The sequence below is a fragment of the Nocardia nepalensis genome (assembly GCF_048910785.1).
Taxonomy (GTDB): Bacteria; Actinomycetota; Actinomycetes; order Mycobacteriales; family Mycobacteriaceae; genus Nocardia; species Nocardia nepalensis.
In genome coordinates, this window is record NZ_JBKBET010000007.1 from 110,712 (window position 1) to 136,123 (window position 25,412).

Sequence of the window (25,412 nt, forward strand, 5' to 3'; positions counted from 1 at the left end):
GCGCGGCAACCGGTCAGATGTCGAATGTTTCGCCCGGTGCTACTGCGTGTACCGGTCCGGAGAACTGCGCCTTGGCCTCGGCGATCACATCCTCGCGCGACGTCCACGGCGGAATGTGGGTGAGCAGCAACTCTTTCACGCCCGCGCGCGCCGCGATGATGCCCGCCTCGGTGCCGGAGAGGTGAATGCCGGGCGGCCGATTCGCCGGATCGTGCGTCCAGGACGCCTCCGACATGAGAATGTCGGCGCCCTGCGCGAGTTCGAGCACCGCATCGCACATCGCGGTGTCGCCGGTGTAGACGAAGGTCCGCCCGGCCGCCGTCACGATGCGCAACCCATAGGCCTCCGGCGGGTGGTACATCCGGCGCGCGAGCACCGTATGGCCGGGACCGAATTCGACCGTCTCGCCCTCGACCCACGTCCGGTGATCGATGACGTCGGACCAGTCGTCGCATTCACCGCCGATCTCGGCTGAGGCATTGCCGATCCGCACCGCACTGTCCGAGGGACCGCGCACGATCGCCCGCCCCACCGGGGGTGTCGGATGATAGCGCCGCCAGACCAGCAGCCCGGGCAGATCCAGGCAGTGATCGGCGTGCAGATGCGTGAGGAAGATATCGACCTCACCGGGATCGGCGTAGCGCTGCAAGGCGCCGAGCACACCGGGCCCGAAATCGATGACCACCGGCGACATATCCGGCCCGGTCAGCAGGTATCCCGACGCAGGGGAGTCCGGGCCGGACACACTGCCCGAGCACCCGAGGACGGTAAGGCGCATTCCCCCATGCTCCCACGACGATTTCTCACTCAAGAACCGATCCCCCACATTCCGCTACGAGTCGCGCGAATACCGCGACTACGCATTGACTCCGGCTCGATCCCCGCGACGGTGTCGACGTTCATTGCCTGAGAGTACCCAGCCCGCGAGCACTCCACCCACTGCCCCGAAAAGATGCCCCTGCCAAGAGATTCCGGGCTGTCCGGGCAGCACACCCCACAGCACCGACCCGTAGATCGCCAGTACGACCAAGCCGATGGCGATCTGCAGGATATTTCGGGTGAACCAGCCGCGCGAGATCAGGAAGGTCAGCCAGCCGAAGATCAGCGAGGACGCGCCGATATGCACCGATCCGGTGGCGCCGGTGAGCCAGACGCCGACACCGGCCACGATCCAGATGATCGCGGTGGCGGTCAGCCCGCGTCCGATGCCCGCGAGCAGGGTGATGAAACCGAGGACGAGGACCGGCAGCGTATTGGCGAACAGGTGGTCCCAACCGTGGTGCAGGACAGGGGCCCAGAGGATGCCCCACAGGCCGTCAGCCTCGCGCGGCTCGATGCCGTTGTAGTCGAGATTGTTGTGGTCGAGAGTGTCGACGCCTTCGACACCATAGAGCAGGGCGACGAATGCGGTGATGATGACACCAGCGCGCAGCCAGAGCTGTTTTACCGGGGCGAAGCTATTCGGCTCGGTCTTCCCGGGAGTCGGCACACCGGGGCTCGAACCGATCGGCTGACCCAGCTGGGCGCGCAGCGCGGCGATCCGCTCCGGATCGAACGACGAACCGATTCCCGAACCGCCGGTCATCCGCAACCTCCTCGTCGAGCGAGTCTCGGACGCCGACTGCGCGACAAAGAACCTCGCTCTTTCGAGAGTACCGGCGCGAACCGCGACCGAACGGCCAGCGAGAAAGGCCGAAGATTCAGGCCCAGAGCTGGCCGTCGAGGCGTTCTTCCGCCTCTTCCAGAGTCCCGTCATAAGCGCCGGTGGACAGATATTTCCACCCGCCGTCGGCAACCACGAACGCGATATCCGCCCGCTGACCCGCCCGCACGCATTTGCGCGCGACGCCGAGCGCCGCATGCAGAATCGCGCCGGTGGAAATGCCCGCGAAAATGCCCTCTTCCAGCACCAACTCGCGCGTGCGCCGCACCGCGTCGAACGGACCCACCGAAAACCGAGTGGTCAGCACCGACTCGTCGTAGAGCTCGGGAATGAAGCCCTCATCGATATTGCGCAGTCCGTACACCAGTTCGCCGTAGCGCGGTTCGGCCGCGACGATCTCGATGCCCGGCACCTTCTCCCGCAGGAACCGCCCGGTCCCCATCAGCGTGCCGGTGGTGCCGAGACCCGCGACGAAATGCGTGATCTCGGGCAGGTCGGCGAGGATTTCCGGGCCGGTGGTCTCGTAGTGCGCCAACGCATTGGCCGGGTTGCCGTACTGGTACAGCATCACCCAATCCGGATTCTCCGCGGCGATCTGCTTGGCCAGCGCGACCGCCTGATTCGAACCGCCCGCTGCCGGGGAGTCGATGATCTGCGCGCCGAACATGGTCAGCAGCTGGCGGCGCTCGACCGAGGTGTTCTCCGGCATGACGCAGACCAGCCGGTAGCCCTTGAGTTTGGCCGCCATGGCCAGCGAAATACCGGTATTGCCGCTGGTCGGCTCCAGGATCGTGCAGCCGGGCGTCAGCAGGCCGTCGGCCTCGGCCTGTTCGATCATCCGCAGCGCCGGACGGTCCTTGATGGATCCGGTCGGATTGCGGTCCTCGAGCTTGGCCCACAGCCGCACCGGATGCTCCCCGTCCCACTGCGGGGACAGGTTGCGCAGCCCGACCAGCGGGGTGTTGCCGAGCGTCGCGATCAGCGATTCATAGCGTGCCACGGGGTCGATCAGCCTCCAGCGACGGCGGGCAGGATGGTGACGCTGGCACCCTCCGGCACCTCTGCCTCGAGGCCTCCCGCGAAGCGCACATCCTCGTCGTCGACGTAGATATTGACGTAGCGGTTCAGCTTGCCGTCCTTGAGCAGCCGCTCGGCGAGGCCGGGATGGTTGGCGTCGAGGTTCTCGATCAGCGCGGACAGGGTCGAGCCCTGGGCGTCGACGCGCTTCTCGCCTCCGGTGAGGCCACGCATGATGGTCGGGATGGACACGGTTACCGGCATGGGGACTCCTCGAATTCGGCGAACATGGGGGTACTAAACGGTCTCGTACGCATCGACGATCTCGACCGGCTCCTCGGTGACCACACCGTCGACGATCCGAAAGCTGCGCAGCTCGTGCTGCTCGGGATCGCGGGTGGAGATCAACACGTAATGCGCGAACGGCTCGGACGCGTAGGAGATGTCGGTGCGGCTCGGATAGGCCTCGGTGGCGGTGTGCGAGTGATAGATCACAACCGGGGTCTCATCGGCGTCGTCCATGGCCCGCCACACCTTCAGCTGTTCACCGGAGTCGAACCGGTAGAAGGTCGGTGAGCGCTCGGCGTTGACCATGGCGATGAACCGCTCGGGTCGATCCGACCCGTCCGGACCAGCGATGACGCCGCACGCCTCATCCGGGTGATCGGCGCGCGCATGCGCGACCATCGCCTCGACGAGGTCGGCCCTTATCACCAGCACGAGTCAAACCCTTCCGCATTTCGGCACCGCAGCCGCCGACGTATCGCACCCGACAACGACCCAGAATATTCGGCTATTCCCGACATCGGACCGCCGCCCCTCGATCGGACGGCCGTGGTAGATCAGCGCGGGAAGAGGTCGGAGTAGGCGGGGATGCCCGCGACGGAGTGGGCGGACAGGATCGCGTCGACGATGGCGCGTTCCACGCACACCGCCGCTGCGGTGCAGACGGCGTCCAGGATCAGTAGGTCGGATGGGAAGGCCGGGGGCATCGGGGCGGCGGCGGTCCGGGCGGTGCCGGTGGCGAGCGCGAAGAGGGTGTCGCCGTCCAGGGGTGAGTGGGCGGGGCGGATGGCGCGGGCCAGGCCGTCGTGGGCGGTGGCGGCCATGCGCCGACAGCCCGCGGGGTCCAGGGGTGCGTCGGTGGCGACCACGCCGATGGTGGTGTTGAGGACGGTGCCCTTGACCGGGAGCGCGTTGGCGGCGGCCAGTCGGTCGGGGGCGGCCGGGTGCAGGCCGAAGTGTTCGGGGCCGTCGGTGCCGACGCCCCAGGGCAGGCCGGTGCGTGGGTCGAAGACCGAGCCGACGGGGTTGGCGACGATCAGCGCCGAAACGGTGACGCCCTCGGTCGGGCCGGCACCGAGCACCACGCTCGCGGTGCCCACCCCGCCCTTGATCGAACCGGCGCGCGCGCCGACCCCAGCGCCGACGCAACCGCGCTCGAAGTCGGCCGCCGCCGCATCGGCCGCCAGGAACCCGAAGTCGGCGGTGGGGCGAATTCTCCAGTCCCCCACCGGAAGATCGAAGATAACCGCGGCGGGGACGATGGGGACCACGCGGCTCGGGTCCGCCGGGTCCATCGGGATGCCCTCCCGATGCTCCTCCAACCAGCGCATCACCCCGTCGGCGGCCGCGAGTCCGTAGGCGCTGCCGCCGGTGAGCAGGATCGAATTCACTTGGCGCACAGTGTTGCCCGGATCGAGCAGATCGGTTTCCCGGGTTCCCGGCCCACCGCCGCGCACATCGACCGCGGCGATCGCACCGCCCGGAATACGCACGACCGTGCAACCAGTCGCCGCGCCGGAACCCAACGTCACGTCCGGATCGAGGGCATGGTGATGCCCGACCAACAGGCCGGCGACATCGGTGAGCGAATTCCGTTGTCCCGCTTGCGCATTCACAGCTGCTCCTGACTGGTCGTCACGAATCCCACCGACTCATTCAGCCGCGCCGCCCCGCTCGCGCAACGGCTCGGGTCAGGGAGCAAGGGCTTGCAGCAGCGAATCCTGCATCCAGGTGAGCCAGTGATAGACGTCCAGATGCGGGCCGCGCGGATCATCGGGTTCGAGGTGATCGGGTGTGTCGGCATCGATTCCGAGCACCGTGCCCAAGGCCAGCCGCACATCGGTGAGCGCGGTCAACCAGGCGTCGGCCTGCTCGGGGGTCAGCACGATCTTCCCGCCATCGGTGGGCACCGTGTTCAACACGACCGACCCCGCGGCCAGCTTGGCGTCGATGATCTCCGGTTCGTGCAGGCCGCGCAGCGCGCTATTGAGATCGGCGCGATCGGCGTCGGGGGAACCCGGTTCGCTGCGGTGGAAGTCCGGCAGCAGCCGGTGCAGCCGGGGATCATCGGGCGGACTGGTATTGCCGCTGCGCAGCCCCGTGAGATCGGCGAGTTCGTCGTCGGGTGCGGACTGGGCGCGCTCGGTCAGCAGGCCGGAAACCGCACCGACCAGGGACCGCAGCACGCTCGCCTCACGCGCGTCCATCTCGGATCGCAATTTGAGGCCGCTCAGCGAGTTCTTCCGGCTCCACTTACGCACTGACGTCAGGGTAGTCGTACCGGTCAGTCGTCCCGTTGCATGGTCGCCCAGAGTCCGGCCGCGTGCAGCCGTCGCACGTCCTGTTCCATTTTGTCCCGCGAGCCCGACGACACCACTGCCTTGCCCTCGTTGTGCACCTTGAGCATCAATTCGGTCGCCTTCGCTTTGCTGTAGCCGAACAGCTTCTGGAAGATATAGGTGACGTAGTGCATGAGGTTGACCGGATCATCCCAGACGACCGTAACCCAGGGACGGTCCTCGGCCTCCAGGATCTCGGTGTACTCGACCGCTTCCGGAGTCGCCTGTGCCGCCGACAGTGTCGCGTTCGCTTTGCACAAGGCCATAACACTCAGGGTACGACGCGACTCCGAATACACAACACCCGTACACCCCGATTCGACGGACACCCCGACGACAGCCGCCTATCATGCGCTCGGCCGCTGTCTACAGTGGCTGGGTGGACATGCGCAGCACCGCTCTGCTGACCGATCAGTACGAACTGACCATGCTCGCGGCCGCGCTCGGCGACGGCTCGGCGCACCGCCGCTGCACCTTCGAGGTGTTTGCCCGGCGATTGCCAAATGGTCGCCGCTACGGTGTGGTCGGGGGCACCGGCCGACTGCTGGACGCGCTGGCGCAGTTCCGTTTCGAGGAACCGGAGCTGGAGATCGCGGCGGGCTTGCTGGACTCCAAGACCATTGATTGGCTGCGCGAGTTCCGCTTCACCGGCGATATCGACGGCTATCCGGAGGGCGAGCTGTATTTCCCGGGCTCCCCGATCCTTTCGGTGCGCGGCAGCTTCGCCGAATGCGTCCTGCTGGAGACCCTGGCCCTCTCGGTCCTCAACCACGACAGTGCGATCGCCTCGGCCGCCGCGCGCATGGTGAGCGCGGCCGCCGGACGCCGGATGATCGAGATGGGCTCGCGCCGGGCCCACGAACTCGCCGCGCCGTCCGCCTCGCGCGCCGCGTACCTGGCCGGCTTCGACGCGACCTCCAATCTGGAGGCCGTGCGCAGCTTCGGCGTGCCGGGCGCGGGTACCAGCGCGCATGCGTTCACGCTGCTGCACAGCGCCGCGGACGGCGCACATGAGGCGGCCGCCTTCCGCGGCCAGATCGACGCGCTCGGCATCGGCACCACCCTGCTGGTGGACACCTTCGACATCACCAAGGGCGTGGCCACCGCCATCGAGGTCGCCGGACCCGAATTGGGCGGTGTGCGTATCGATTCCGGTGATCTCGGCGTGCTGGCCAGGCAGGTGCGCGAGCAACTCGACGGGCTCGGCGCGACCAAGACCCGCATCGTGGTCTCCGGCGATCTCGATGAATACTCGATAGCCGCATTGCGTGCCGAACCCGTCGATGCCTATGGCGTCGGGACGTCGCTGGTCACCGGGTCCGGAGCGCCCACCGCCGGAATGGTTTACAAACTGGTCGAGGTGGACGGGCTGCCGGTCGCCAAGCGCAGCAGCCACAAGGAGTCGCGCGGCGGCACCAAGAAGGCGGTTCGGCTGTCCCGCCGGACCGGCACCGTGGTCGAGGAGATCATCTATCCGGCCGCCGGAACACAGCCCGCCGCAAACGGATTCGAGATGCGCGAGCTCTTGGTTCCGCTGGTGCGCGGCGGCGACCCGGTCGATGGACTGCCCACGCTCGCGGACGGTCGCAAACTGGTCTCGCGCGGGTTGGTCAGCCTGCCGTGGGAGGGCCTGAAACTATCGGATGGAGAGCCTGCGATTCCGACGACATTCCTGAGCTGACCCGAGCATCGACGGCTCGAGCGTTGCGTCGTTTGCCCAGCCATTCGACGGTCTGGACTGCTAAGAACACGATCACGAAACCCTTGATCAGCAGTAGCACCCAGGCACCGACCGAGTCGGGTCGGGCGCCGAGCAGAAAGACGGTGGCGATATAGGCGGTGTAGCCGATGAAGAGTGCGATCGACGTTCTGACGGTGCTGCTCACGTAGTCCTCCTAGTGGCCGTGGCCCGCCGGATCGATAAGGCGGCACAATGTAATCCACAGACAGGAGCCCGAGTGTTTACAAACTCGGCGCCTAGATCCTGGGAAAGTGAGGTCGACATGAACCGAGCGTTGATCATCGTCGACGTGCAGAACGATTTCTGCGAGGGCGGGTCACTCGCCGTCACCGGTGGGGCCGCGGTCGCCCGTCGCATCACCGACTACCTGAACGCCGCGCATTACAGTGCGGTCGTCGCCACCCGCGATTACCACATAGATCCGGGCGGACATTTCTCCGAACATCCGGATTACGTGGATACCTGGCCGCCGCACTGCCGGGTCGGCACCTCGGGCGCGGATTTCCACCCGAATCTGGATACCGCGCCGATCCAGGAGATCTTCTCCAAGGGCCAATACTCCGCGGCCTATTCGGGTTTCGAAGGCGCCACCGAGGACGGCACGAGCCTGGCCGACTGGTTGCGCGAGCGCTCCATCGACGAGCTCGACATCGTCGGGATAGCCACCGACCACTGCGTGCGCGCGACCGCCCTGGATGCCCGCATCGAAGGGTTCGACACCCGGGTGCTGCTCGACTTCACCGCGGGCGTCGCACCCGACACCACCAGCGCGGCACTCGATCGCATGCGCACGGCGGGCGTGGATCTCGAAGGGTCGGTCGCCCGATAGCTCGGTGCTCCGAGATGCCGCGCATACCGACCTGCCGCGGGACACGCCGGGGTCGCGTCGCGAAGGTATGCGAAGTACCGCGGCGACCGGATCGGGCGGTGATCTCTGTCGGTTCCAAGCAGTAGGCTCGTCGCGTGCCCGAACTGCCGCCCGTATCCGAGCTTTTGGCCACCGCTGTGCATGCGCTCGGTGGGAAGGAGCGCGTCGGGCAGGTGACGATGGCCGCGGCGGTGGACCACGCGATCGATACCAACGAGCACCTGGCGGTACAGGCGGGGACGGGAACCGGGAAGTCACTGGCGTATCTGGTGCCGAGCCTGCGCCATGCGGTGCGGACCGGGCGCACGGTGGTCGTGTCGACCGCGACGATCGCACTGCAGCGCCAGCTCGTCGATCGGGATCTGCCGCGACTCGCCGAGGCGCTGAGTAAGCCGCTCGGCCGGGAGGCGAAATTCGCGATCCTCAAGGGGCGCAACAACTATCTGTGCCTGAACAAGATCAATAGCGTGATTCCGGACGAGCCGCAGGAGGCGGAGCTGTTCGACGCGTTCGCGATCTCGCGCCTCGGCCGGGAGGTGCAGCGACTCAACGAATGGGCCTCCGATACCGAAACCGGCGACCGGGACGAGCTCGTCCCAGGCGTCACCGACCGGGCCTGGCGGCAGGTCAGCGTGTCGTCGCGGGAATGCCTCGGCAAGTCGCGCTGCCCGTTCGGTCAGGACTGTTTCGCGGAGCGGGCGCGGGCGGAATCGGCGCAGGCCGATGTGGTGGTGACCAATCACGCCCTGCTCGCCATCGACGCGATCAGCGGCATCCAGGTGCTGCCCGAACACGATGTGGTCGTCATCGATGAGGCGCACGAACTGGTCGACCGGGTCACCGGCGTGGCCACCGCGGAACTGGCCGCCTCGGCGATCAGCGCCGCCGCCCGGCGCTGCGCCAAACTCATCGACCAGCAGGAAGTCGACCGGCTCGAGGAGGCCGCCGAGGCCTGGCACACGGTGCTGGACGAACTGCCCGCCGCCCGCTGGGAAGCCATGCCCGCCGGCATCGCGCCGGTACTCGCACTGGTCCGCGATGCCGCCTGGAATGCCCGCACCGCGCTCGCACCCCAGGGCGGCACCACCGCGCAGGGCGATCCGGAGAGCGCTGCCGCCCGCACCCAGGCCCTGGCCGCCATCGACGAGGTGCACGACAGTGCGGTGCGCGCGTTGACCGCCTTCGACGAACCCGATCCGGCCAAGCGCCACGATGTCATCTGGCTGGCCGCCGACGAGATCCGCGGCGTCACCCGGCGCACGCTGCGCATGGCGCCGCTGTCGGTGGGCGGGCTACTGCGCAGCAGACTCTTCGGCACCGCCACCGTCGTGCTGACCTCGGCCACCCTGCAGATCGGCGGCTCCTTCGATGGACTCGCCGTCACCTGGGGTCTGCCCGCGCAGTCGGCAAACCGCAGCGATACCGCGACCGCGAACGGCGCCGAGGCGCCCTCGGACGCCGATGTCGTGCGCTGGAGTTCGCTCGATGTCGGTTCGCCGTTCGACCATGCCAAATCCGGCATCCTGTATGTCGCCAAACATCTGCCCGCACCCGGCCGCGACGGCCTGGCACCGGCCTACCTCGACGAAATCGAGCGGCTGATCACCGCCGCGGGCGGCCGCACACTCGGTCTGTTCTCCTCGATGCGCGCCGCACGCGCGGCCACCGAGGCACTGCGCGAGCGGCTGAACACACCCGTTCTATGTCAAGGGGACGACGCGACCGGGGCACTGGTCCGCAAGTTCGCCGATGACCCGGAGACCTCATTGTTCGGCACGCTGTCGCTGTGGCAGGGCGTCGATGTGCCGGGTCCGTCGCTGAGCCTGGTCATCCTGGATCGGATCCCGTTCCCCCGCCCAGACGATCCGCTGCTGACCGCGCGGCAACGCGCGGTCGAGTCGCGCGGGGGCAATGGCTTCATGACCGTCGCGGCCAATCACGCCGCCCTGCTGCTGGCCCAGGGCACCGGCAGGCTGTTGCGCAGCGTCGATGACCGCGGCGTGGTCGCGATCCTGGATTCTCGTTTGGCGACCGCACGCTACGGCGGCTATCTGCGAGCCTCCCTGCCGCCGTACTGGGAGACCTCGGATCCGGAGGTCGTCACCAAAGCGCTGCGGCGGCTGACCGCCGCAAGCGCCTGAGCAGGCCAAATTGTGATACCACTCACAAAGAGTTCCATTATTTCCAGACAGAAGTAAGTTGAGAATTCGGTACTTCCGGTGGACCCCAATTCCCACATCCGAGGTACCGGCGGTCCCCGCGCCAAGCCCTGCACGCGGCGCGGGGACACCACAAAATCCCTGTCGCCGCCGGTCCGCACATGGAACCGCTTCATAATGACGCATCAGCCGGACATCGACTGTCTCGGCGAATTCTTCATCAGCGCAAGATCTTTGGCCGAAAGTGCGATTTTCGCAGTCACCCGGGCCGACCGCAACGGACGCATCCTCGATTGCCCCTGTGGCGCAGCAAGTTTCACCACGGAGGCCAGTGGAATCGGCGCCAATCGATTGCGCCCCAGATACAGCCGCGGCGCGGCGACCCTCTCGGCCACCGCGCCGCGCCGCGCGTCCTACGAGATCAGAGCGTCCACTTGAGGATCAGCGTGAGCACCGCCGCGATCACGGCCAACACGATAGCGGCCACGCCCCACACGACGCCCTGACGCTGCCAGGGGCGGCCGCTGTCGAGGGAGAACCTGCCGGGGCCGGTGAACGCGACGACCGCGCCGACGGTGGCGAACAGCAGGGGCAGTTCGTAGCCCTTGCCGGTCATCAGCCCGCCGCTCCAGGTGGTGTTGATCGCATTGATCATGGTGCCGAGCACGATGGCCGAGGCCAGCGGCGTCAGCAGACCGAGCACCAGCAGGATGCCGCCGGTGAATTCGCTGAGTCCGGCGAGCGTGCCGAACAGTTTGCCCGGGTTGTAGCCCATCGAATCGAAGGTCGCGGCGTTGCGGCTCCAGCCCATGCCGCTGAACCATCCGAACAGTTTCTGGCCGCCGTGCGCGGCGAGCAGGCCGCCGAAAACGACGCGCAGCAGCACGAGGCCGATATCGGCGGCGGAGTTGTCGAGAGTCGCGGTACTCGAGGCGACGGCGCTGTTGTTGGTCATTGCTGGTCCTCATCCCTGCATTCGGTTCTGTTTAGCCTCGGCAATGAAGCGGACTGCGGTCCGATTATCGCACAGTGCTGCCCAACCGCGCGATCCCTCGACCTTATTCCGCCAGGAAGAAGAAATATCCGAGGAACATCACCAGCAGCGCCCACATCGCCGGATGCACCTCTTTGACGCGCCCCTTCGCGGTCATGACGATCGGGTAGAACAGCATCCCCATCGCAAGCCCGTTCGCGATCGAGTAGGTCAGCGGCATCATGATGACGGTGATGAAGGCCGGGATCGAGTACTCCAGCCGGTTCCAGTCGATCTCGCCGAGCGCGCGGGCCATCAGCACGCCGACCACGATGAGCGCGGGCGCGGTAATGGCGGCAGAACCCGCGACCACCGCGAAGATCGGGTAGCAGAACATCGCGATCAGGAACCAGCCCGCCGTGGTCACGGCGGTCATCCCGGTTCGCCCGCCCGCCGAGACACCCGCGGTCGATTCGACATAGGCGGTGGTGGTGGAGGTGCCGATGACCGCACCCGCCATGGTGCCCACCGAGTCCGCGGCCAGTGCGCTGGCCGCGCGCGGCAGCTTGCCGTCCTTGTCGAGCAGTCCGGCCTGGTTGGCGACGCCGATCAGGGTGCCGGAGCAGTCGAAGAAGTCGACGAACAGCATGGTGAGAATGACGACGGCCATCTGTCCGGTGAAGGCGTCCGGCAGGTGGATGATCGCCTGACCGAAGGTGTGCTCGAGGCCCCTCGGCATCGCGACGACGCCGTGCGGCAGATCGACCAGACCGCTGATCACGCCGACCACCGCGGTGAGCACGATGCCGTACAGCACCGCGCCGTGCCAGCCGATGACCAGGAACACCACGGTCATGACCAGGCCGAACAGCGCGAGCAGCGTCGTGCCCTTGGTGAAGTCGCCGAGAGTGACAAGCGTGGCGTCGCTGTTGACCACGATGCCCGCGTTCTTCAGACCGAGGAACGCCACGAACATGCCGATGCCCGCGCCGACGGCCAGCTTCATCTGCATCGGAATCGCATTGAGAATGCGTTCGCGCACCTTGGTGACCGCGAGCACGAAGAAGATCACACCGGAGAGGAAGGTGCCCGACAGCGCCGCCTGCCACGGGATCCCCATCCCGAGGACCACCGAATACGCGAAGAAGGCGTTGAGGCCCATGCCCGGTGCGAGCGCGATCGGATACCTGGCCCACACACCCATCACCAGCGTGCCGAATACCGCGGCGACGGCCGTGGCGGTGAAAACCGCCTGCATCGGAATGCCCTTGGCGCCGAGCGCGCCCTCGTCGCCGAGCACCGACGGGTTCACCGCGAGCACATAGGACATGGCCAGGAAGGTGATCGTTCCGGCCATCAGCTCACGCTTCATGGTCGAGCCGTTCGAACTGATGCCGAAGTACGCGTCCAGGCGTCCTCGGGTTCGGGTCAGGACGTCGGTGACCATGAGCTCTCCAGTCGAAAAACATGTACGGGGGTGCCAGGGCACGGTAGCCGACAATTCACTGAATCCGAGAACTCGCCCCAGCGGCCATATAGGTTTTCGTGAGCAGTGTCACGGTGGCCATCTCAGACAGATTCATCTAACTTAACTTCGCACGGCGTTTCGCGAGCATCGACGCTCGCATCGGCGACCGGAAAACTTTGAGGGGAAGTAAACGTGCGCAACACTTTTCGCGATCCCGGCATTGCCGACGGCGAGCTGTCCCAGTACGTGGCGACCGTCGGCACCGATCCGACCCAGTACGAGGTATCTTCGCTGGTCGAGCACGATGGCGACGACGCCTACCGAACCCAGCTGACGGTCGATATGGCGAACGACTTCACCATGAAGGTCGAGCAGATCTTCGACCGCACCGGCGGCACTCTGTCCACCCGCAGCTATGTCGCGGAGAGCAAGCTCGGCGACACCCTGGTCAGCCGCGAGGAAGGCAACTTCGACGGCACCGCGCACCTACAGTTCGGCGGCAAGGTCGAACCCTTCCCGAGCCCGCTGACCTCGCTGCTGGGCGGCGCCACCACCTTCCGCGGCCTGGATTTCACCAAGGGCGCCAAGGCCACGATCAACCTGTGGCTCGCCTATTCGATCCACTGGCCCGTGGAGGTCAAGGTGGAAAAGCGCACCACCATCGACGTCCCCGCGGGCAAATTCGACGCCTGGCAGGTCAAGGCCAAACCCAGCTTCGCCCACATCAACGGCCTACTCGACAAGGTCATCCACGGCATCCTCCCCGCCTTCACCCTGCACTTCGACGCCGCCACACCCCACCGCATGCTCCGCTTCAGCTTCCCCACCGGCCCGCTCCCCTGGGACCCCAAGGGCTTGGTCCAACTCGCCAAAGCCTCCGACTAGCCCCAATCTCCGCCGGATCAGGCGCTCGGGGCGATCACCAGGCCCAGTTCGGCATCGCTGGCGAGCAATTCGTTGTGGGGTAGGACGCGGATCGTGTAGCCGACGGCGCCGGAGAGTGGGACCGGGGTTTCGACGGTGAACAGCTCTGCGCCGGAGTCGGATCCGGTGTGGGTCATCGGGAAGGCGGTGATGTCGGAGAGGTCGTCGGTCGGGGAGACTCGGCCGAGTACCGCTTGCACGGTGACGTCGGCGGGGGTGAGGCCGCCGAGGTCGATGCGCGCCGCCAGGGAGAGTTCGGCGCCGATGACCGGGGTGTCCGGGAGGCCCGCGCTATCGACCTGGATGACCTTGACCGAGGGCCAGGCGGCCTCCACTCGGCGGCGGTACTCCGAAATCGCTCGGGCACCGGCGAATTCGTCGACGCGCGCGCGTTGACCGGCGGCCGCGGCGGGGGCGTAGTACTCGACGGAATAGTCGCGGACCATGCGGGAGGCCAGCACCTTCGGCCCGAGGGTTTGCAGGGTGTGGCGCACCATCTCGACCCAGCGCACCGGCATATCGGAGAGATCGCGGTCGTAGAACCGCGGTGCGACCGTGCGTTCGAACAGGTCGTAAAGGGCGGCGGCCTCGAGATCGTCGCGGCGATGTTCGTCGGAGACGCCGTCAGCGGTCGGGATGGCCCAACCGTTTTCACCGTCGTACATCTCATCCCACCAGCCGTCGCGGATGGAGAGATTGAGGCCGCCGTTGAGCGCGGACTTCATACCGGAGGTGCCGCAGGCCTCCTGCGGACGCAGCGGATTGTTCAGCCAGACATCGCAACCCCAGTACAGGTAGCGGGCCATGGACATGTCGTAGTCGGGCAGGAAGACGATGCGGTGGCGCACCTCCGGATCGTCGGCGAAGCGCACGACCTGCTGGATCAGCGCCTTGCCGCCGTCATCGGCCGGGTGGCTCTTACCCGCGACAACCAACTGCATCGGACGATCGGGATGCAGCAGCAGCGCACGCAATCGCTGCGGATCGCGCAGCATCAGCGTCAGCCGCTTGTAGGTCGGCACCCGGCGCGCGAAGCCGACGGTCAGCACATCCGGATCGAAAACGCTATCGACCCAACCCAATTCGGCCGATGCGGCACCGCGCTCCAGCCAGGAGGCCCGCACCCTGCGACGCACCTCCGCGACGAGAGTGGCCCGCAACGTATTCCGGGTCGACCACAGCTCACCCAGATCGATATCGCGCAGCTTCTCCCAGCCGCGGGCCTCTTCGACCAGCTCGGGTCCGATGTGTTCGCGTGCCTTGTCGAACCATTCGCGCGCCGCCCAGGTCGGCGCGTGCACACCGTTGGTGACCGAACCGATCGGTACCTCGGTCGCATCGAAGCCCGGCCACAGCGCCGCGAACATGGCGCGGCTGACCTCGCCGTGCAGTTCGGAAACACCGTTGGCGCGCTGGGCGAGTCGCAGACCCATATGCGCCATATTGAATACCGACGGATCCGATTCCCGGCCGAGCGCCACAATGCGATCGATGGAAAGGCCTGGCAGCATCGCGGATTCGGATTCACCGTGACCACCGCCGAAATACCTGCGCACCAACGGCATCGGGAACCGATCGATACCCGCGGGCACCGGCGTATGCGTGGTGAACACCGTCGCCGCCCGCACCGCGGCCAGCGCGGTATCGAAATCCAGTCCGGTCGAGACGAATTCACGGACCCGCTCGACGCCGAGGAATCCGGCGTGGCCCTCGTTCATGTGGAAGACATCGGGATCGGGCAGTCCGGTCGCACGCGTGTAGGCGCGCACCGCCCGCACCCCGCCGATACCCGCCAGGATCTCCTGTTTGATCCGATGGTCCTGGTCGCCGCCGTAGAGCCGGTCGGTCACCGCGCGCAACTCCGGATCGTTCTCGGCGATATCGGAATCCAGCAGCAGCAATGGCACCCGCCCGACCTGTGCGATCCACACCCGCGCCCGCAGCACCCGCTGATCGGGCATCGCCACATGGATCAGCACCGGCGAACCGTCGGTGGTCAGCAACCGCAGCGGCAGCCCCTGCGGGTCCAGCGCCGGATAGTGCTCGCTCTGCCAGCCATCCGCGGTCAGTGACTGCCGGAAATAACCGGAGCGATATAGCAATCCGACGCCGATCAGCGGCAACCCCAGATCGGATGCGGCCTTCAGATGATCACCGGCGAGAATCCCGAGCCCGCCCGAGTAGTTCGGAAGCACCTCGGTAACACCGAATTCCATCGAGAAGTACGCGATCCCGCGCACGCCGGGCGCACCGGTCTGCCGCTGGAACCAGCCCGGCCGCGTCAGATAGTCGCGCAGGTCCGCGGCAGCGGCATCGACCCGGCCGACATAGTCCGCGTCGTCGGCGAGTTCGTCCAGCCGCGTCGCGGGCACCTCCCCCAGCATCCGCACCGGATCGTGGCCCAGTTCGCGCCACAACTCGGGATCGAGCTCAGCGAACAGATCCTGGGTCGGCCAATGCCACGACCAGCGCAGATTCGTGGAAAGTTCGCCCAGGGCCGCCAAACGCTCGGGCAGATGGGCACGGACGGTGAAACGACGAAGTGCCTTCACGTGCGGAACCCTACCGAACGCCGCGTCCCCTGGTGGCGCCGGCGACGCAGGTCACTGGTCAGGACCTCATCCGGACCCGAAAACGGCTCGCGGCCGCCCCGCGCGGATGGCAGCATCGGCTGATGCCGCCCTGGATCGATGTGCTTCCCCAGTTCCTGCTGGCCTGTCTCATTCTTGCCGCACTGCCCGGACCCGCGACCGCGCTGTTCCTGCAACGTGCGGTGCGCGACGGTCGCGCGGCGGGCCTGGCCGCGGTCGCCGGGAACGAGATCGGAGTGTTCGGTTGGACGCTCGCCGGTGGCGCGGGGCTGTCGGTGCTGCTGGTCGCCAACCGGTTCATGAACGTTGCGGTGCACGTCATCGGGGCGCTGGTGCTGATCTGGCTGGGCGTGCAGGCCTGGCGCGGGGCGCGCGGCCACGACGAATTCGGCAGCAATATGACCAAGATGCTGCCGACGGGCCGCACCCCCGGTTCGGCCTTCCGCGCCGCGCTGATCTCGATCGCGGCCAACCCGAAGGCGGCCGTCTTCGGGCTCACCATCCTGCCGCAGTTCCTGCCCTCGACCGGCCCGGTGTTGCCGACCGCGCTGATTCTCGCGGCCATTCAGTTGGTCATCGATACGGCCTGGTGCGTCGGCATTGTGTTGGCGGCCGATCGGGCCGGGACCTGGCTGCGTCGTACCGGCATCCGCCAGCGGGTGGAACGCGCCCTCGGCGCGATCCTGGTCGCGCTCGGCCTCGGTCTGGCGGCCGACGCACGCTGATCGGCGACCAACCGGCCCGCACCCGGTAGGTTGGTCGACGTGACCGGCCGCATCGCCATCGATGACACCGCCCCGTCCATTCCCGGCGGCCGCCCGGCCAAGGCCGTGGTGGGCGAGGTCTTTCCAGTGCGCACCGTGGTCTGGCGCGAGGGGCATGAAGCCGTCTCCGCCACCCTCGCGGTGCGCGGCCCCGGATCCTCGCGGATCACCCGTATTCGCATGACACCGGACTACGAGCCCGACGTCTTCAATGCCACCTTCGTGCCCAACCTGCCCGGCGCGTGGACCTACCGCATCGAGGGCTGGGGCGATCCGATCGCCACCTGGCGGGCAGCGGTGGAAGTGAAGTTGGCGGTCGGGCAGAGCGCCGCCGACCTGGACAACGACCTCGAGCTCGGCGCCCGGCTGTTCGAGCGCGCCGCCCAAGCCCTGCCGAAGAAGCAGTTCGAGCGATTGCGCGCGGCCGCGGCGGCGCTGCGCAGCGATGAGCAGTTGCCCGCCCGCGTCGCGCCCGCCTTCGGCAGCGAGGTCGCCGAGATTCTGCGCGCTACGCCGTTGCGGGACATAGTCACTCGCGGCCCGCAGCACACCGTGCAGGTGGAACGGCAACGCGCCCTCTACGGTTCGTGGTACGAGTTCTTCCCGCGCTCGACCGGCGGCCGCGATGCCATGGGCAACCCGATCCACGGCAATTTCGCCACCGCAGCAAAGGAATTGCCGCGCATCGCGGGCATGGGTTTCGACGTGATCTACCTGCCGCCCATCCACCCGATCGGCGAAATCAACCGCAAGGGCCGCAATAACACGCTCGCCGCCGAACCCGGTGACGTCGGCTCCCCATGGGCGATCGGCTCGAAGGACGGCGGACACGACGCGATCCACCCCGCACTCGGCACCACCGCCGACTTCGCCGAATTCGTCGCCACCGCAACCGAACTCGGCCTGGAAGTGGCCCTCGACCTGGCCCTGCAGTGCGCACCGGATCACCCGTGGGTCGCCGCGCACCCGGAGTGGTTCACCACGCTGCCGGACGGCACCATCGCCTACGCCGAGAATCCGCCGAAGAAGTACCAGGACATCTACCCGGTCAACTTCGACAACGATCCGGACGGGCTGTACGCGGAGGTGCTGCGCGTCGTGCGGCACTGGATCGGCTTGGGCGTCAAGATCTTCCGAGTCGACAACCCGCACACCAAGCCCGCCGACTTCTGGGAATGGCTGATCGCGACGGTGCGACGCACCGATCCCGACGTGATCTTCCTGTCCGAGGCGTTCACCCGACCGGCCCGGCTCTACGGTCTGGCCCGACGCGGATTCAGCCAGTCCTATACGTACTTCACCTGGCGCGTCGCCAAATGGGAGCTGACCGAATTCGGCAACGAGCTGGCCGCCAAGGCCGACGAGGCCAGACCGAATCTGTTCGTCAACACCCCCGACATCCTGCACGAGAGCCTGCAGCACGGCGGTCCGGGCATGTTCGCCATCCGCGCGGTGCTGGCCGCCACCCTGGCCCCGACCTGGGGCGTCTACTCCGGATTCGAACTCTTCGAACATCAGGCGGTGCGGCCCGACAGCGAGGAGTACCTGGATTCGGAAAAGTACGAACTGCGCCCGCGCCCGTTCGCCGAGGCGCTGGCGCGCGGCGAATCGTTGGAGCCGTGGCTCACTCGGCTCAACGAGATCCGCCGCGCGCACCCGGCGCTACAGCAGCTGCGGTGCATCCACTTCCACTACGTGGACAACGATGCGCTGCTCGCCTATTCGAAGATCGATCCGGTCAGCGGCGATGCCGTGCTGGTCGTGGTGAACCTGAATCCCTATGGCGCCGAATGGGGCATGCTCTCGCTCGACCTGCCCGCGATCGGCCGCGAATGGCATGACCATCCGGTGGTATTCGACGAGGTCAGCGGCGAGGAATACCACTGGGCGCAGACGAATTACGTGCGGCTGGATCCCACGCACGCGGTCGCCCACATCCTCACACTGCCCGCGGTGCCGCAGCGGGCACGCACGGAACTGGCCTTCCGGAGGACGCTTCGATGAAGCGCCGGGATCTGATGTTGCTCGCGGCGGGCACCCATCCCGACCCGCATACCGTGCTCGGCGCGCATCCGCATCCGGACGGCACCGTCGTGCGGGTGCTGCGCCCGCATGCCGATACGGTGTTCGCCCGGGTCGGCGGTGTCGATCACCCGCTGGAGCCGTTGGGACACGGCGTCTTTACCGGCGTCGTCCCGCATCCCGATCTGATGGACTACCGAATCGTCACCAATTATCAAGGCGGGCAGACGATCATCAGCGCGGACGGCTACCGCTTCCTGCCCACCGTCGGTGAGCTCGATCTGCATCTCATCGGCGAGGGCCGCCACGAACACCTGTGGGAAGTGCTCGGGGCGCACCCACGCCACTACACCACCCTCGATGGCGACGTGGACGGCACCTCCTTCGCCGTCTGGGCGCCGAATGCCCGCGGCGTCACCGTGATCGGGGATTTCGACGGGTGGAGCGGAAATACCGCGCCGATGCGGTCGCTGGGATCCTCCGGCGTGTGGGAGGTCTTCATCCCCGGCGTCGGGGTGGGCGCCAAGTACAAATACCGGGTGCACGGCGCGGACGGGCGGACCGTCGATCACGCCGATCCGCTGGCCTTCGCGACCGAAATGCCGCCCGCCACCGCATCCGTCGTCACGCAGAGCGCCTACACCTGGTCCGACAGCGAATGGGTCGCCACCCGCGAACGCACCGACCCGACCCGCGCGCCGATGAGCGTCTACGAGGTGCACCTCGGCTCGTGGCGGCCGGGCCTCGGCTATCGCGAATTGGCCGATCAGCTGGCCGATTACGTGCACGCAGCCGGATTCACCCATATCGAACTGCTGCCGATCGCCGAGCATCCGTTCGGCGGTTCCTGGGGTTACCAGGTCACCTCCTACTACGCGCCCACCGCCCGCTTCGGCTCCCCCGACGACTTGCGCGCCTTCGTCGACCGCATGCACGCCGCCGGCATCGGCGTACTCCTCGACTGGGTGCCCGCCCACTTCCCCCGCGACGAATGGGCACTGGCCCGCTTCGACGGCACCGCGCTCTACGAGCACGCCGACCCGCGCCGCGGCGAGCAACTCGACTGGGGCACTTATATTTTCGACTTCGGCCGCAACGAAGTGCGCAACTTCCTGGTCGCCAACGCGCGGTACTGGATCGAGGAATTCCACATCGACGGCCTGCGCGTCGACGCGGTCGCCTCCATGCTGTACCTGGATTACTCACGCGCCGAAGGAGATTGGGAACCCAACGTGCACGGCGGCCGGGAGAACCTGGAGTCCGTCGACTTCCTGCAGGAACTGAACGAAACCGTGCACCGGCACCACCCCGGCGTCGTCACCATCGCCGAGGAATCCACCACCTGGCCCGGTGTCACCCGCGGCGCCGATGTCGGCGGCCTCGGCTTCACCATGAAGTGGAATATGGGCTGGATGCACGACACCCTCGGCTACCTGGGCCGCGACCCGATCCACCGCTCCTGGCACCACAACGAGATCACCTTCTCGCTGGTGTACGCGTGGAGCGAGAACTACGTGCTGCCCATCAGCCACGACGAGGTCGTGCACGGTAAGGGCACCCTCTGGACCAGAATGCCCGGCGACGACTTCACCAAGGCGGCGGGCGTGCGCACGCTACTGGCCTATATGTGGGCCCATCCCGGTAAGCAATTGCTGTTCATGGGACAGGATTTCGGCCAGTTCCGGGAATGGTCACACGACCGCGGCCTGGACTGGTACGAACTGGAAAACCCACTGCACCAGGGCATTACGACCGCCGTCCGGGACCTGAACGCGGTTTACCGCGCGCACCCAGCGCTGTGGAGCCAGGACACCAGCCCCGGCGGCTACTCCTGGATACAGGCCGACGACCGCGAGAACAATGTGATCGCCTTCCTGCGCTACGGCTCCGACGGCTCGGTCATCGCCTGCGTCTTCAACTTCTCCGGCTCGGTGCACGGCGAATACCGCGTCGGTCTGCCGAGCACCGGCACCTGGCGTGAAATCCTCAATACCGACGCAGTCGAATACGGCGGCTCCGGCATCGGAAATCTGGGCGGCGTCAAGGCAACCGACGACCCCTGGCACGGCCGCCCGGCCTCGGCCACCGTGGCCCTGGCACCGAACACCGCGGTCTGGCTCGCCCCGGAGCCATAAGCTCCGGGCCGGTACGAGCGCGCCAGCAGCGATCAGTACAGCGCGGCAGCGAGCTTGCGGCGCGCGGCCACCACGAAAGGCTCTGCCGGATCGAACAATTCGAAGAGTTCGAGCAGTCGCGTACGCGCCTTGGTGCGGTCGTCGCCCGCGGTCTTCTTGATCACGGCGATCAACCGGTCGAACGAGGCCTCCGGCTGCTGGTGCAGCAGCTCCACGTCGGCGGCGTCGAGGGCCGCGTCGACGTTGGCCGGATCGCCGTCCGCGGCGGCGATGGCGGAGTCCGGGAGCGCCTGGGCACGGGACAGGAAGCGCAACTGACGCAGCGCGCTCTTTGCCTCCTCATTGCCCGGCTCGGCGGCGATGATGGCCTCATAGGCCGCTTCCGCACCGGCGATGTCGCCGCGCTCCAGCGCGGCCTCCGCGGCGGTGAAACGCGGGTCCTCGGCGGGCTGCTGCTGTTCGCCGCCCTCGAGCTGGCCACCGACCGCCTCGACGACCGCACTCAGCCACTGCCGGACCTGCGGCTCGGGCTGGGCGCCCTCGAAATCCGCGATCGGACGGCCACCGGCCACCGCGATCACGGTCGGAATGCCCTTCACGCCGAATGCCTGGGCGATCCGCATATTGGCCTCGGCCTCGACCGTCGCCAGGTCCCACGCGCCCGCGCCCTCCGCGACGAGCCGCTCCAGCGTCCGTACCAGCTCGACACTGCCCGGGCTGCGCTGCGAATACAGCGCGACGACCACCGGCACCTGGGTCGAGCGGCGCAGCACCTTCGTTTCGAAATCGGCCTCGGAGACGGCGTAATCGCCGCCCTCGCCACCCGACGACGCCCCGGCCGGGGGCTGCTTCAGGCTGGACAGATCCACCGCACCGGACATAGCGGCGGCGACGGCTGGCGAAGGGCGGCGTGCAGCAGGTCGAGTCACGGTTTCCAGTTTGTCACGGCGTGACCGACGCCGGGGCTCCGGCGTCGCCGGAAGCGACCTCGCTCAGCTCACCGAGCTTGCCCGCGCGCACCGCCCACACCTCGAACAGCACGGTGAAGAACGGCGGAATGCTCGACAGCAGCGCCAGCACCGTGGTCTTGGTGTTCCAGGCCAGCTCGCGGGCCGCGAGGATCGCGGTGATGACGAACAGGACGAAGATGATGCCGTGCGTCATCCCGAACACCTTGACCGGCCACAGGACCGGTTCGGGCAGGCGCTTGAACACCATGCCGACGATCAGGAAAACCCAGGAGATCGCCTCCAGCACGGCGATGAAGCGGAACCGCTTGGCCACGGTGCTCAAGTCGAAGAAATTGCCCATGGCCACCATTGTGCCGGACTGCTACGACGGGTCGTAGTTGAACCGGTCACACCTCGGCCCGCAGACCCCGTCGACCCGGTATATGCCGAGCCGACGGAGACGAGAACTACACCTTGATGATCAGGGCGTCACCCTGACCGCCGCCACCGCACAGGGCAGCCGCGCCGATGCCGCCGCCGCGCCGCTTCAGCTCCAGCGCCAGGTGCAGCAGGATGCGTGCACCGGACATGCCGAGCGGGTGGCCGATGGCGATCGCGCCACCGTTGACGTTCACCTTCTCCGGATCGATGCCCAACTTGCGGGTGGAGGCGATGCCGACCGCCGCGAACGCCTCGTTGATCTCCACCAGATCCAGCTCGGCGGGCGAAATGCCTTCGCGCGCACAGGCCTTGGCGATCGCGTTGGCGGGCTGATCCTGCAGCGTCGAATCCGGACCGGCGACAACGCCCGCGGCGCCGATCTCGGCGATCCAGCTCAGCCCCAGCTCCTCGGCCTTGGCCTTGCTCATCACGACCACCGCGGCCGCGCCGTCGGAGATCTGCGAGGCGGTGCCCGCGGTGATGGTGCCGTCCTTGCGGAAGGCCGGGCGCAGCTTGGCCAGCGATTCGACGGTGGTGTCCGCACGGATGCCCTCGTCGGCGCTCACCATGATCGGATCGCCCTTGCGCTGCGGCACCGCGACCGGAACCACCTCGTCATCGAAGACGCCGTTCTTCCAAGCGGCCGCCGCACGCTGATGCGAGGCCGCCGCGAACGCGTCCTGCGCCTCCCGGCTGACCGGCTCGGTGTCGTTGCGCTGTTCGGTCAGCGCACCCATCGGCTGGTCGGTGAAGATGTCGTGCAGACCGTCGTAGGCCATGCTGTCGCGCAGCGTCACATCGCCGTATTTGTAACCCTCCCTGCTCCTTTCGAGCAGATGCGGGGCCTGGCTCATCGATTCCTGGCCACCGGCGACGACGATCTCGTACTCGCCGGCGCGGATCAGCTGGTCCGCGAGCGCGATCGCGTTGATACCGGACAGGCACACCTTGTTGACCGTCAGCGCGGGCACATCCATCGGGATACCCGCCGCGACCGCCGCCTGCCGGGCCGGGATCTGCCCCGCGCCCGCGGTGAGCACCTGGCCCATGATCACGTAGTCGACCTGCTCCGGCACGACACCGCCCTTCTCCAGCGCCGCCTTGATGGCGAAACCGCCCAGGTCGGAACCGCTGAAGTCCTTCAGACCCCCGAGCAGCCGACCGACCGGGGTACGCGCACCGGAGACGATCACGGTTGTGGTCACGACGAGCCTCGCATTCATTGATCGGAACAGCGCCGCGCACTACGTGCGGCACTGAGCACGCGCGACGTCAACCTTTGTACTCAACGGTAGCTTGTCCTGCCAGACCCCCCTATACCAGGTACGCGGCGCCCTCGTCGCCTGCGCTCGGCCGAGCGCAAGGGACTAATGACGGCCTTTCGGCCGGCTGTGTTCGATCAGGCGCTACGTTCGAGTGGTGAGCAACCTAAACGACCCGTCGAACTTCATACCCGGCGACTACGTCGTCGCCGTCGACCACGTCGGCATCGCCGTGCCGGACCTGGATGCCGCAATCGCCTGGTATGCCGAGAATCTCGGCATGATCGAGACCCATCGCGAGGTCAACGAGGCCCAAGGTGTGCACGAGGCGATGCTGTCATTGCCCGGCGCACCCGACGGCGCGACTGCTCTGCAGTTGCTAGCGCCCCTGAACGCCGACTCGACGATCGCCAAGTTCATCGACCGCAGCGGGCCGGGACTGCAGCAACTCGCCTATCGGGTCACCGATATCGAGGCCGTCTCCACTTATCTTCGTGATCGGGGTCTGCGTTTGCTGTACGACGCACCTCGGCACGGAACCGCCGATTCCCGCATCAATTTCATTCACCCGAAGGATGCTGGCGGTGTGCTGATCGAGTTGGTCGAGCCGAACGCGAATGTTACGCACTAGTATCAAGATCGGGCCCGAAAAACTCGTCCCGATCACATTCGCGGTCGAGTCACCATGAGGTGCAAGTAGGCTGTAGTTTGTGTGCCATGTCGTCACCTGAGTCCGATCGCAATCGCTTCGTTGCACTGCCCTTCACCGTTGTGCGCAAGGGTTATGCGCAAGACGAGGTACGCAACTACTTCGACCGTTTCGATGCCGAGTTAAGGGTCACCGCCACAGATCGGGATGCCGCTGCGGCGCAAGCCCGTAACCTCGCCAGCCAGCTGGAGGACGCGCGGGACGAGATCGACGAACTCCGTAAGGAAGTCGATCGCCTTTCGGTTCCGCCGACCACTGCGGAAGGCATGTCCGACCGCATCTCCCGGATGCTGCGCCTGGCTTCCGACGAGGCTTCCGAGGTGCGCGCCCTGGCGCAGGCCGAGGCGGCGGAAATGGTGTCGATCGCCGAGCAGCAGGCCACCGAAATGCGTGGCAAGTACGAATCGCTGCTCGCCGAGACCAAGGAGAAGCGCGAGGCGCTCGAAATCGAATTCGAGCAGACCCTGGCGAATGCGCGTACCGAATCCGCCAAGATCATCGAGGCCGCCCAGGCCGAGGCCGACCGCCTCGGCAAGGAAGCCGACGCCAAGCGCAAGGCAACCCAGCAGGACTTCGAAGCCACCATGGCGGAGCGTCGCACCAAGCTCACCCGCGCCATGGAGGAGCTCGAGGCCACCAGCCGCGCCGAGGCCGCTCAGCGGATCAAGGACGCGACCGACGAGTCCAACCGCCTCATCACCTCCGCCACCCAGACCTCCGAGCGCAAGATCGCGCACGCGAAGGAACTGGCCGAGGAGATGCGCGTGCTGCGCGGCCGGGTGCTCGCCCAGCTGCTCGGAATCCGCGGTCAGCTCGACTCGGTGCCCGCCATGCTCGCGGCGGTCAACCGGGAAAGCGAACTGCTGGACGGTGTTCCGGATCAGCGCAAGTCGATCGGCGGCGGCACCAAGTCGGTCACCGGTGGTTCGCGCACCAAGGCGATCCCCGAGGTCTCGGCCGAGGAAGACGACATCGACGCCGACGAGCGCGAGAACGCCGAAATCACCAACTGACACCGGCGGGCTGAGCGGCGACAAACGCAACACCCCAACCGAATTCACACCGAAGGCCGTCCCGGATCCGGGACGGCCTTCCTAATGC

General features: G+C 67.1%; 24 protein-coding genes. 9 read left to right on the forward strand and 15 right to left on the reverse strand.

All coding sequences use genetic code 11. The features are described from left to right. Positions 1–13: 13 nt before the first annotated feature. From ACHQ4I_RS07225 to clpS, 8 genes are all read right to left on the reverse strand, one after another. Positions 14–778, reverse strand: coding sequence for a cyclic nucleotide-degrading phosphodiesterase (locus ACHQ4I_RS07225; protein ID WP_420770912.1), 765 nt, complete (start codon positions 776–778; stop codon positions 14–16). A 78-nt stretch (positions 779–856) separates the two neighbouring features. Then, positions 857–1,585 carry a rhomboid family intramembrane serine protease gene (locus ACHQ4I_RS07230; protein ID WP_420770913.1) on the reverse strand — a complete coding sequence of 243 codons (729 nt, stop codon included), beginning with the start codon at positions 1,583–1,585 and terminating at the stop codon, positions 857–859. 115 nt (positions 1,586–1,700) lie between these two features. Next, complete coding sequence (locus ACHQ4I_RS07235; protein WP_420770914.1) at positions 1,701–2,663, reverse strand: PLP-dependent cysteine synthase family protein; 963 nt, start codon at positions 2,661–2,663, stop codon at positions 1,701–1,703. A gap of 8 nt (positions 2,664–2,671) precedes the next feature. Next, positions 2,672–2,944: a MoaD/ThiS family protein gene (locus tag ACHQ4I_RS07240; RefSeq protein ID WP_354954923.1), complete on the reverse strand. Its 273-nt coding sequence runs from the start codon at positions 2,942–2,944 to the stop codon at positions 2,672–2,674. 33 nt (positions 2,945–2,977) lie between these two features. Further along, positions 2,978–3,400 (reverse strand): M67 family metallopeptidase, encoded by a 423-nt coding sequence (locus ACHQ4I_RS07245; RefSeq protein WP_420770915.1) that lies wholly within the window; start codon positions 3,398–3,400, stop codon positions 2,978–2,980. A 122-nt stretch (positions 3,401–3,522) separates the two neighbouring features. Beyond that, the gene (locus ACHQ4I_RS07250) at positions 3,523–4,581 is read right to left on the reverse strand and encodes a P1 family peptidase (RefSeq protein ID WP_420770916.1); all 1,059 of its coding nucleotides are present in this window, start codon (positions 4,579–4,581) and stop codon (positions 3,523–3,525) included. A 75-nt stretch (positions 4,582–4,656) separates the two neighbouring features. Beyond that, complete coding sequence (aosR, locus tag ACHQ4I_RS07255) at positions 4,657–5,226, reverse strand: oxidative stress transcriptional regulator AosR (protein WP_420770917.1); 570 nt, start codon at positions 5,224–5,226, stop codon at positions 4,657–4,659. A 23-nt stretch (positions 5,227–5,249) separates the two neighbouring features. Continuing rightward, the gene (gene clpS / locus ACHQ4I_RS07260; RefSeq protein ID WP_420770918.1) at positions 5,250–5,570 is read right to left on the reverse strand and encodes an ATP-dependent Clp protease adapter ClpS; all 321 of its coding nucleotides are present in this window, start codon (positions 5,568–5,570) and stop codon (positions 5,250–5,252) included. A gap of 83 nt (positions 5,571–5,653) precedes the next feature. Here clpS and ACHQ4I_RS07265 point away from each other — a divergent pair, with 83 nt between their 5' ends. Continuing rightward, the gene (locus ACHQ4I_RS07265; protein WP_420770919.1) at positions 5,654–6,985 is read left to right on the forward strand and encodes a nicotinate phosphoribosyltransferase; all 1,332 of its coding nucleotides are present in this window, start codon (positions 5,654–5,656) and stop codon (positions 6,983–6,985) included. Here the strand turns inward: ACHQ4I_RS07265 and ACHQ4I_RS07270 are convergent. Next, positions 6,915–7,190 carry a hypothetical protein gene (locus tag ACHQ4I_RS07270; protein ID WP_420770920.1) on the reverse strand — a complete coding sequence of 92 codons (276 nt, stop codon included), beginning with the start codon at positions 7,188–7,190 and terminating at the stop codon, positions 6,915–6,917. The genes ACHQ4I_RS07265 and ACHQ4I_RS07270 overlap by 71 nt on opposite strands. Positions 7,191–7,307: 117 nt before the next feature. Here ACHQ4I_RS07270 and ACHQ4I_RS07275 point away from each other — a divergent pair, with 117 nt between their 5' ends. Both ACHQ4I_RS07275 and ACHQ4I_RS07280 read left to right on the forward strand, forming a co-directional pair. Next, entirely contained in the window at positions 7,308–7,874 is a 567-nt protein-coding gene (locus tag ACHQ4I_RS07275) for a nicotinamidase (protein WP_420770921.1), read from the forward strand. A gap of 134 nt (positions 7,875–8,008) precedes the next feature. Continuing rightward, positions 8,009–10,054: an ATP-dependent DNA helicase gene (locus ACHQ4I_RS07280; RefSeq protein ID WP_420770922.1), complete on the forward strand. Its 2,046-nt coding sequence runs from the start codon at positions 8,009–8,011 to the stop codon at positions 10,052–10,054. Positions 10,055–10,493: 439 nt separating this feature from the next. On the opposite strand, the gene ACHQ4I_RS07285 is transcribed toward ACHQ4I_RS07280, so the two are convergent. Both ACHQ4I_RS07285 and ACHQ4I_RS07290 read right to left on the reverse strand, forming a co-directional pair. Next, positions 10,494–11,027, reverse strand: a complete 534-nt coding sequence (locus tag ACHQ4I_RS07285; RefSeq protein ID WP_420770923.1) for a DoxX family protein — start codon at positions 11,025–11,027, stop codon at positions 10,494–10,496. Positions 11,028–11,130: 103 nt separating this feature from the next. Beyond that, positions 11,131–12,492, reverse strand: coding sequence for an NCS2 family permease (locus tag ACHQ4I_RS07290; RefSeq protein WP_420770924.1), 1,362 nt, complete (start codon positions 12,490–12,492; stop codon positions 11,131–11,133). A gap of 213 nt (positions 12,493–12,705) precedes the next feature. On the opposite strand from ACHQ4I_RS07290, the gene ACHQ4I_RS07295 reads away from it, so the two are divergent. Beyond that, positions 12,706–13,398: a DUF3108 domain-containing protein gene (locus ACHQ4I_RS07295; RefSeq protein WP_420770925.1), complete on the forward strand. Its 693-nt coding sequence runs from the start codon at positions 12,706–12,708 to the stop codon at positions 13,396–13,398. A gap of 17 nt (positions 13,399–13,415) precedes the next feature. On the opposite strand, the gene glgP is transcribed toward ACHQ4I_RS07295, so the two are convergent. Continuing rightward, positions 13,416–15,989: an alpha-glucan family phosphorylase gene (gene glgP, locus ACHQ4I_RS07300; RefSeq protein ID WP_420770926.1), complete on the reverse strand. Its 2,574-nt coding sequence runs from the start codon at positions 15,987–15,989 to the stop codon at positions 13,416–13,418. A 122-nt stretch (positions 15,990–16,111) separates the two neighbouring features. On the opposite strand from glgP, the gene ACHQ4I_RS07305 reads away from it, so the two are divergent. The 3 genes from ACHQ4I_RS07305 to glgB are packed head-to-tail and all read left to right on the forward strand — an operon-like array spanning position 16,112 to position 20,949. Beyond that, positions 16,112–16,753, forward strand: a complete 642-nt coding sequence (locus ACHQ4I_RS07305; RefSeq protein WP_420770927.1) for a LysE family translocator — start codon at positions 16,112–16,114, stop codon at positions 16,751–16,753. Between the two features lie 39 nt (positions 16,754–16,792). Then, complete coding sequence (locus ACHQ4I_RS07310) at positions 16,793–18,796, forward strand: alpha-1,4-glucan--maltose-1-phosphate maltosyltransferase (RefSeq protein WP_420770928.1); 2,004 nt, start codon at positions 16,793–16,795, stop codon at positions 18,794–18,796. After that, the gene (gene glgB / locus ACHQ4I_RS07315) at positions 18,793–20,949 is read left to right on the forward strand and encodes a 1,4-alpha-glucan branching protein GlgB (protein WP_420770929.1); all 2,157 of its coding nucleotides are present in this window, start codon (positions 18,793–18,795) and stop codon (positions 20,947–20,949) included. The genes ACHQ4I_RS07310 and glgB overlap by 4 nt, the downstream gene beginning before the upstream one ends. Before the next feature lie 32 nt (positions 20,950–20,981). Here the strand turns inward: glgB and ACHQ4I_RS07320 are convergent, their stop codons facing one another. The 3 genes from ACHQ4I_RS07320 to ACHQ4I_RS07330 all read right to left on the reverse strand — a co-directional run bounded on the left by ACHQ4I_RS07320 (position 20,982) and on the right by ACHQ4I_RS07330 (position 23,545). After that, on the reverse strand, positions 20,982–21,830 hold the full coding sequence (locus ACHQ4I_RS07320) for a tetratricopeptide repeat protein (RefSeq protein ID WP_420770936.1): 849 nt from the start codon (positions 21,828–21,830) through the stop codon (positions 20,982–20,984). Between the two features lie 61 nt (positions 21,831–21,891). After that, entirely contained in the window at positions 21,892–22,260 is a 369-nt protein-coding gene (locus ACHQ4I_RS07325; RefSeq protein ID WP_420770930.1) for a DUF3817 domain-containing protein, read from the reverse strand. Positions 22,261–22,366: 106 nt separating this feature from the next. Continuing rightward, a complete protein-coding gene (locus ACHQ4I_RS07330) occupies positions 22,367–23,545 on the reverse strand; it encodes an acetyl-CoA C-acetyltransferase (RefSeq protein ID WP_420770931.1) in 1,179 nt (392 codons plus the stop codon). A 214-nt stretch (positions 23,546–23,759) separates the two neighbouring features. Between ACHQ4I_RS07330 and mce the strand changes: the two genes are divergently transcribed. Together mce and ACHQ4I_RS07340 are read left to right on the forward strand one after the other, a co-directional pair. Continuing rightward, positions 23,760–24,233: a methylmalonyl-CoA epimerase gene (gene mce / locus ACHQ4I_RS07335; protein WP_420770932.1), complete on the forward strand. Its 474-nt coding sequence runs from the start codon at positions 23,760–23,762 to the stop codon at positions 24,231–24,233. 86 nt (positions 24,234–24,319) lie between these two features. Then, positions 24,320–25,324, forward strand: coding sequence for a coiled-coil domain-containing protein (locus ACHQ4I_RS07340; RefSeq protein WP_040687167.1), 1,005 nt, complete (start codon positions 24,320–24,322; stop codon positions 25,322–25,324). The last annotated feature ends 88 nt before the right edge of the window (positions 25,325–25,412 follow it).

What these genes read in the sequence shown, in the direction of transcription:
- ACHQ4I_RS07225 (WP_420770912.1), bottom strand. Translation starts at nt 778, where the DNA reads ATGCGCCTTACCGTCCTCGGGTGCTCGGGCAGTGTGTCCGGCCCGGAC.
- ACHQ4I_RS07230 (WP_420770913.1), bottom strand. Translation starts at nt 1,585, where the DNA reads ATGACCGGCGGTTCGGGAATCGGTTCGTCGTTCGATCCGGAGCGGATC.
- ACHQ4I_RS07240 (WP_354954923.1), bottom strand. Translation starts at nt 2,944, where the DNA reads ATGCCGGTAACCGTGTCCATCCCGACCATCATGCGTGGCCTCACCGGA.
- clpS (WP_420770918.1), bottom strand. Translation starts at nt 5,570, where the DNA reads ATGGCCTTGTGCAAAGCGAACGCGACACTGTCGGCGGCACAGGCGACT.
- ACHQ4I_RS07265 (WP_420770919.1), top strand. Translation starts at nt 5,654, where the DNA reads ATGCGCTCGGCCGCTGTCTACAGTGGCTGGGTGGACATGCGCAGCACC.
- ACHQ4I_RS07275 (WP_420770921.1), top strand. Translation starts at nt 7,308, where the DNA reads ATGAACCGAGCGTTGATCATCGTCGACGTGCAGAACGATTTCTGCGAG.
- ACHQ4I_RS07285 (WP_420770923.1), bottom strand. Translation starts at nt 11,027, where the DNA reads ATGACCAACAACAGCGCCGTCGCCTCGAGTACCGCGACTCTCGACAAC.
- ACHQ4I_RS07290 (WP_420770924.1), bottom strand. Translation starts at nt 12,492, where the DNA reads ATGGTCACCGACGTCCTGACCCGAACCCGAGGACGCCTGGACGCGTAC.
- ACHQ4I_RS07305 (WP_420770927.1), top strand. Translation starts at nt 16,112, where the DNA reads ATGCCGCCCTGGATCGATGTGCTTCCCCAGTTCCTGCTGGCCTGTCTC.
- glgB (WP_420770929.1), top strand. Translation starts at nt 18,793, where the DNA reads ATGAAGCGCCGGGATCTGATGTTGCTCGCGGCGGGCACCCATCCCGAC.
- ACHQ4I_RS07320 (WP_420770936.1), bottom strand. Translation starts at nt 21,830, where the DNA reads ATGTCCGGTGCGGTGGATCTGTCCAGCCTGAAGCAGCCCCCGGCCGGG.
- ACHQ4I_RS07325 (WP_420770930.1), bottom strand. Translation starts at nt 22,260, where the DNA reads ATGGGCAATTTCTTCGACTTGAGCACCGTGGCCAAGCGGTTCCGCTTC.
- ACHQ4I_RS07340 (WP_040687167.1), top strand. Translation starts at nt 24,320, where the DNA reads ATGTCGTCACCTGAGTCCGATCGCAATCGCTTCGTTGCACTGCCCTTC.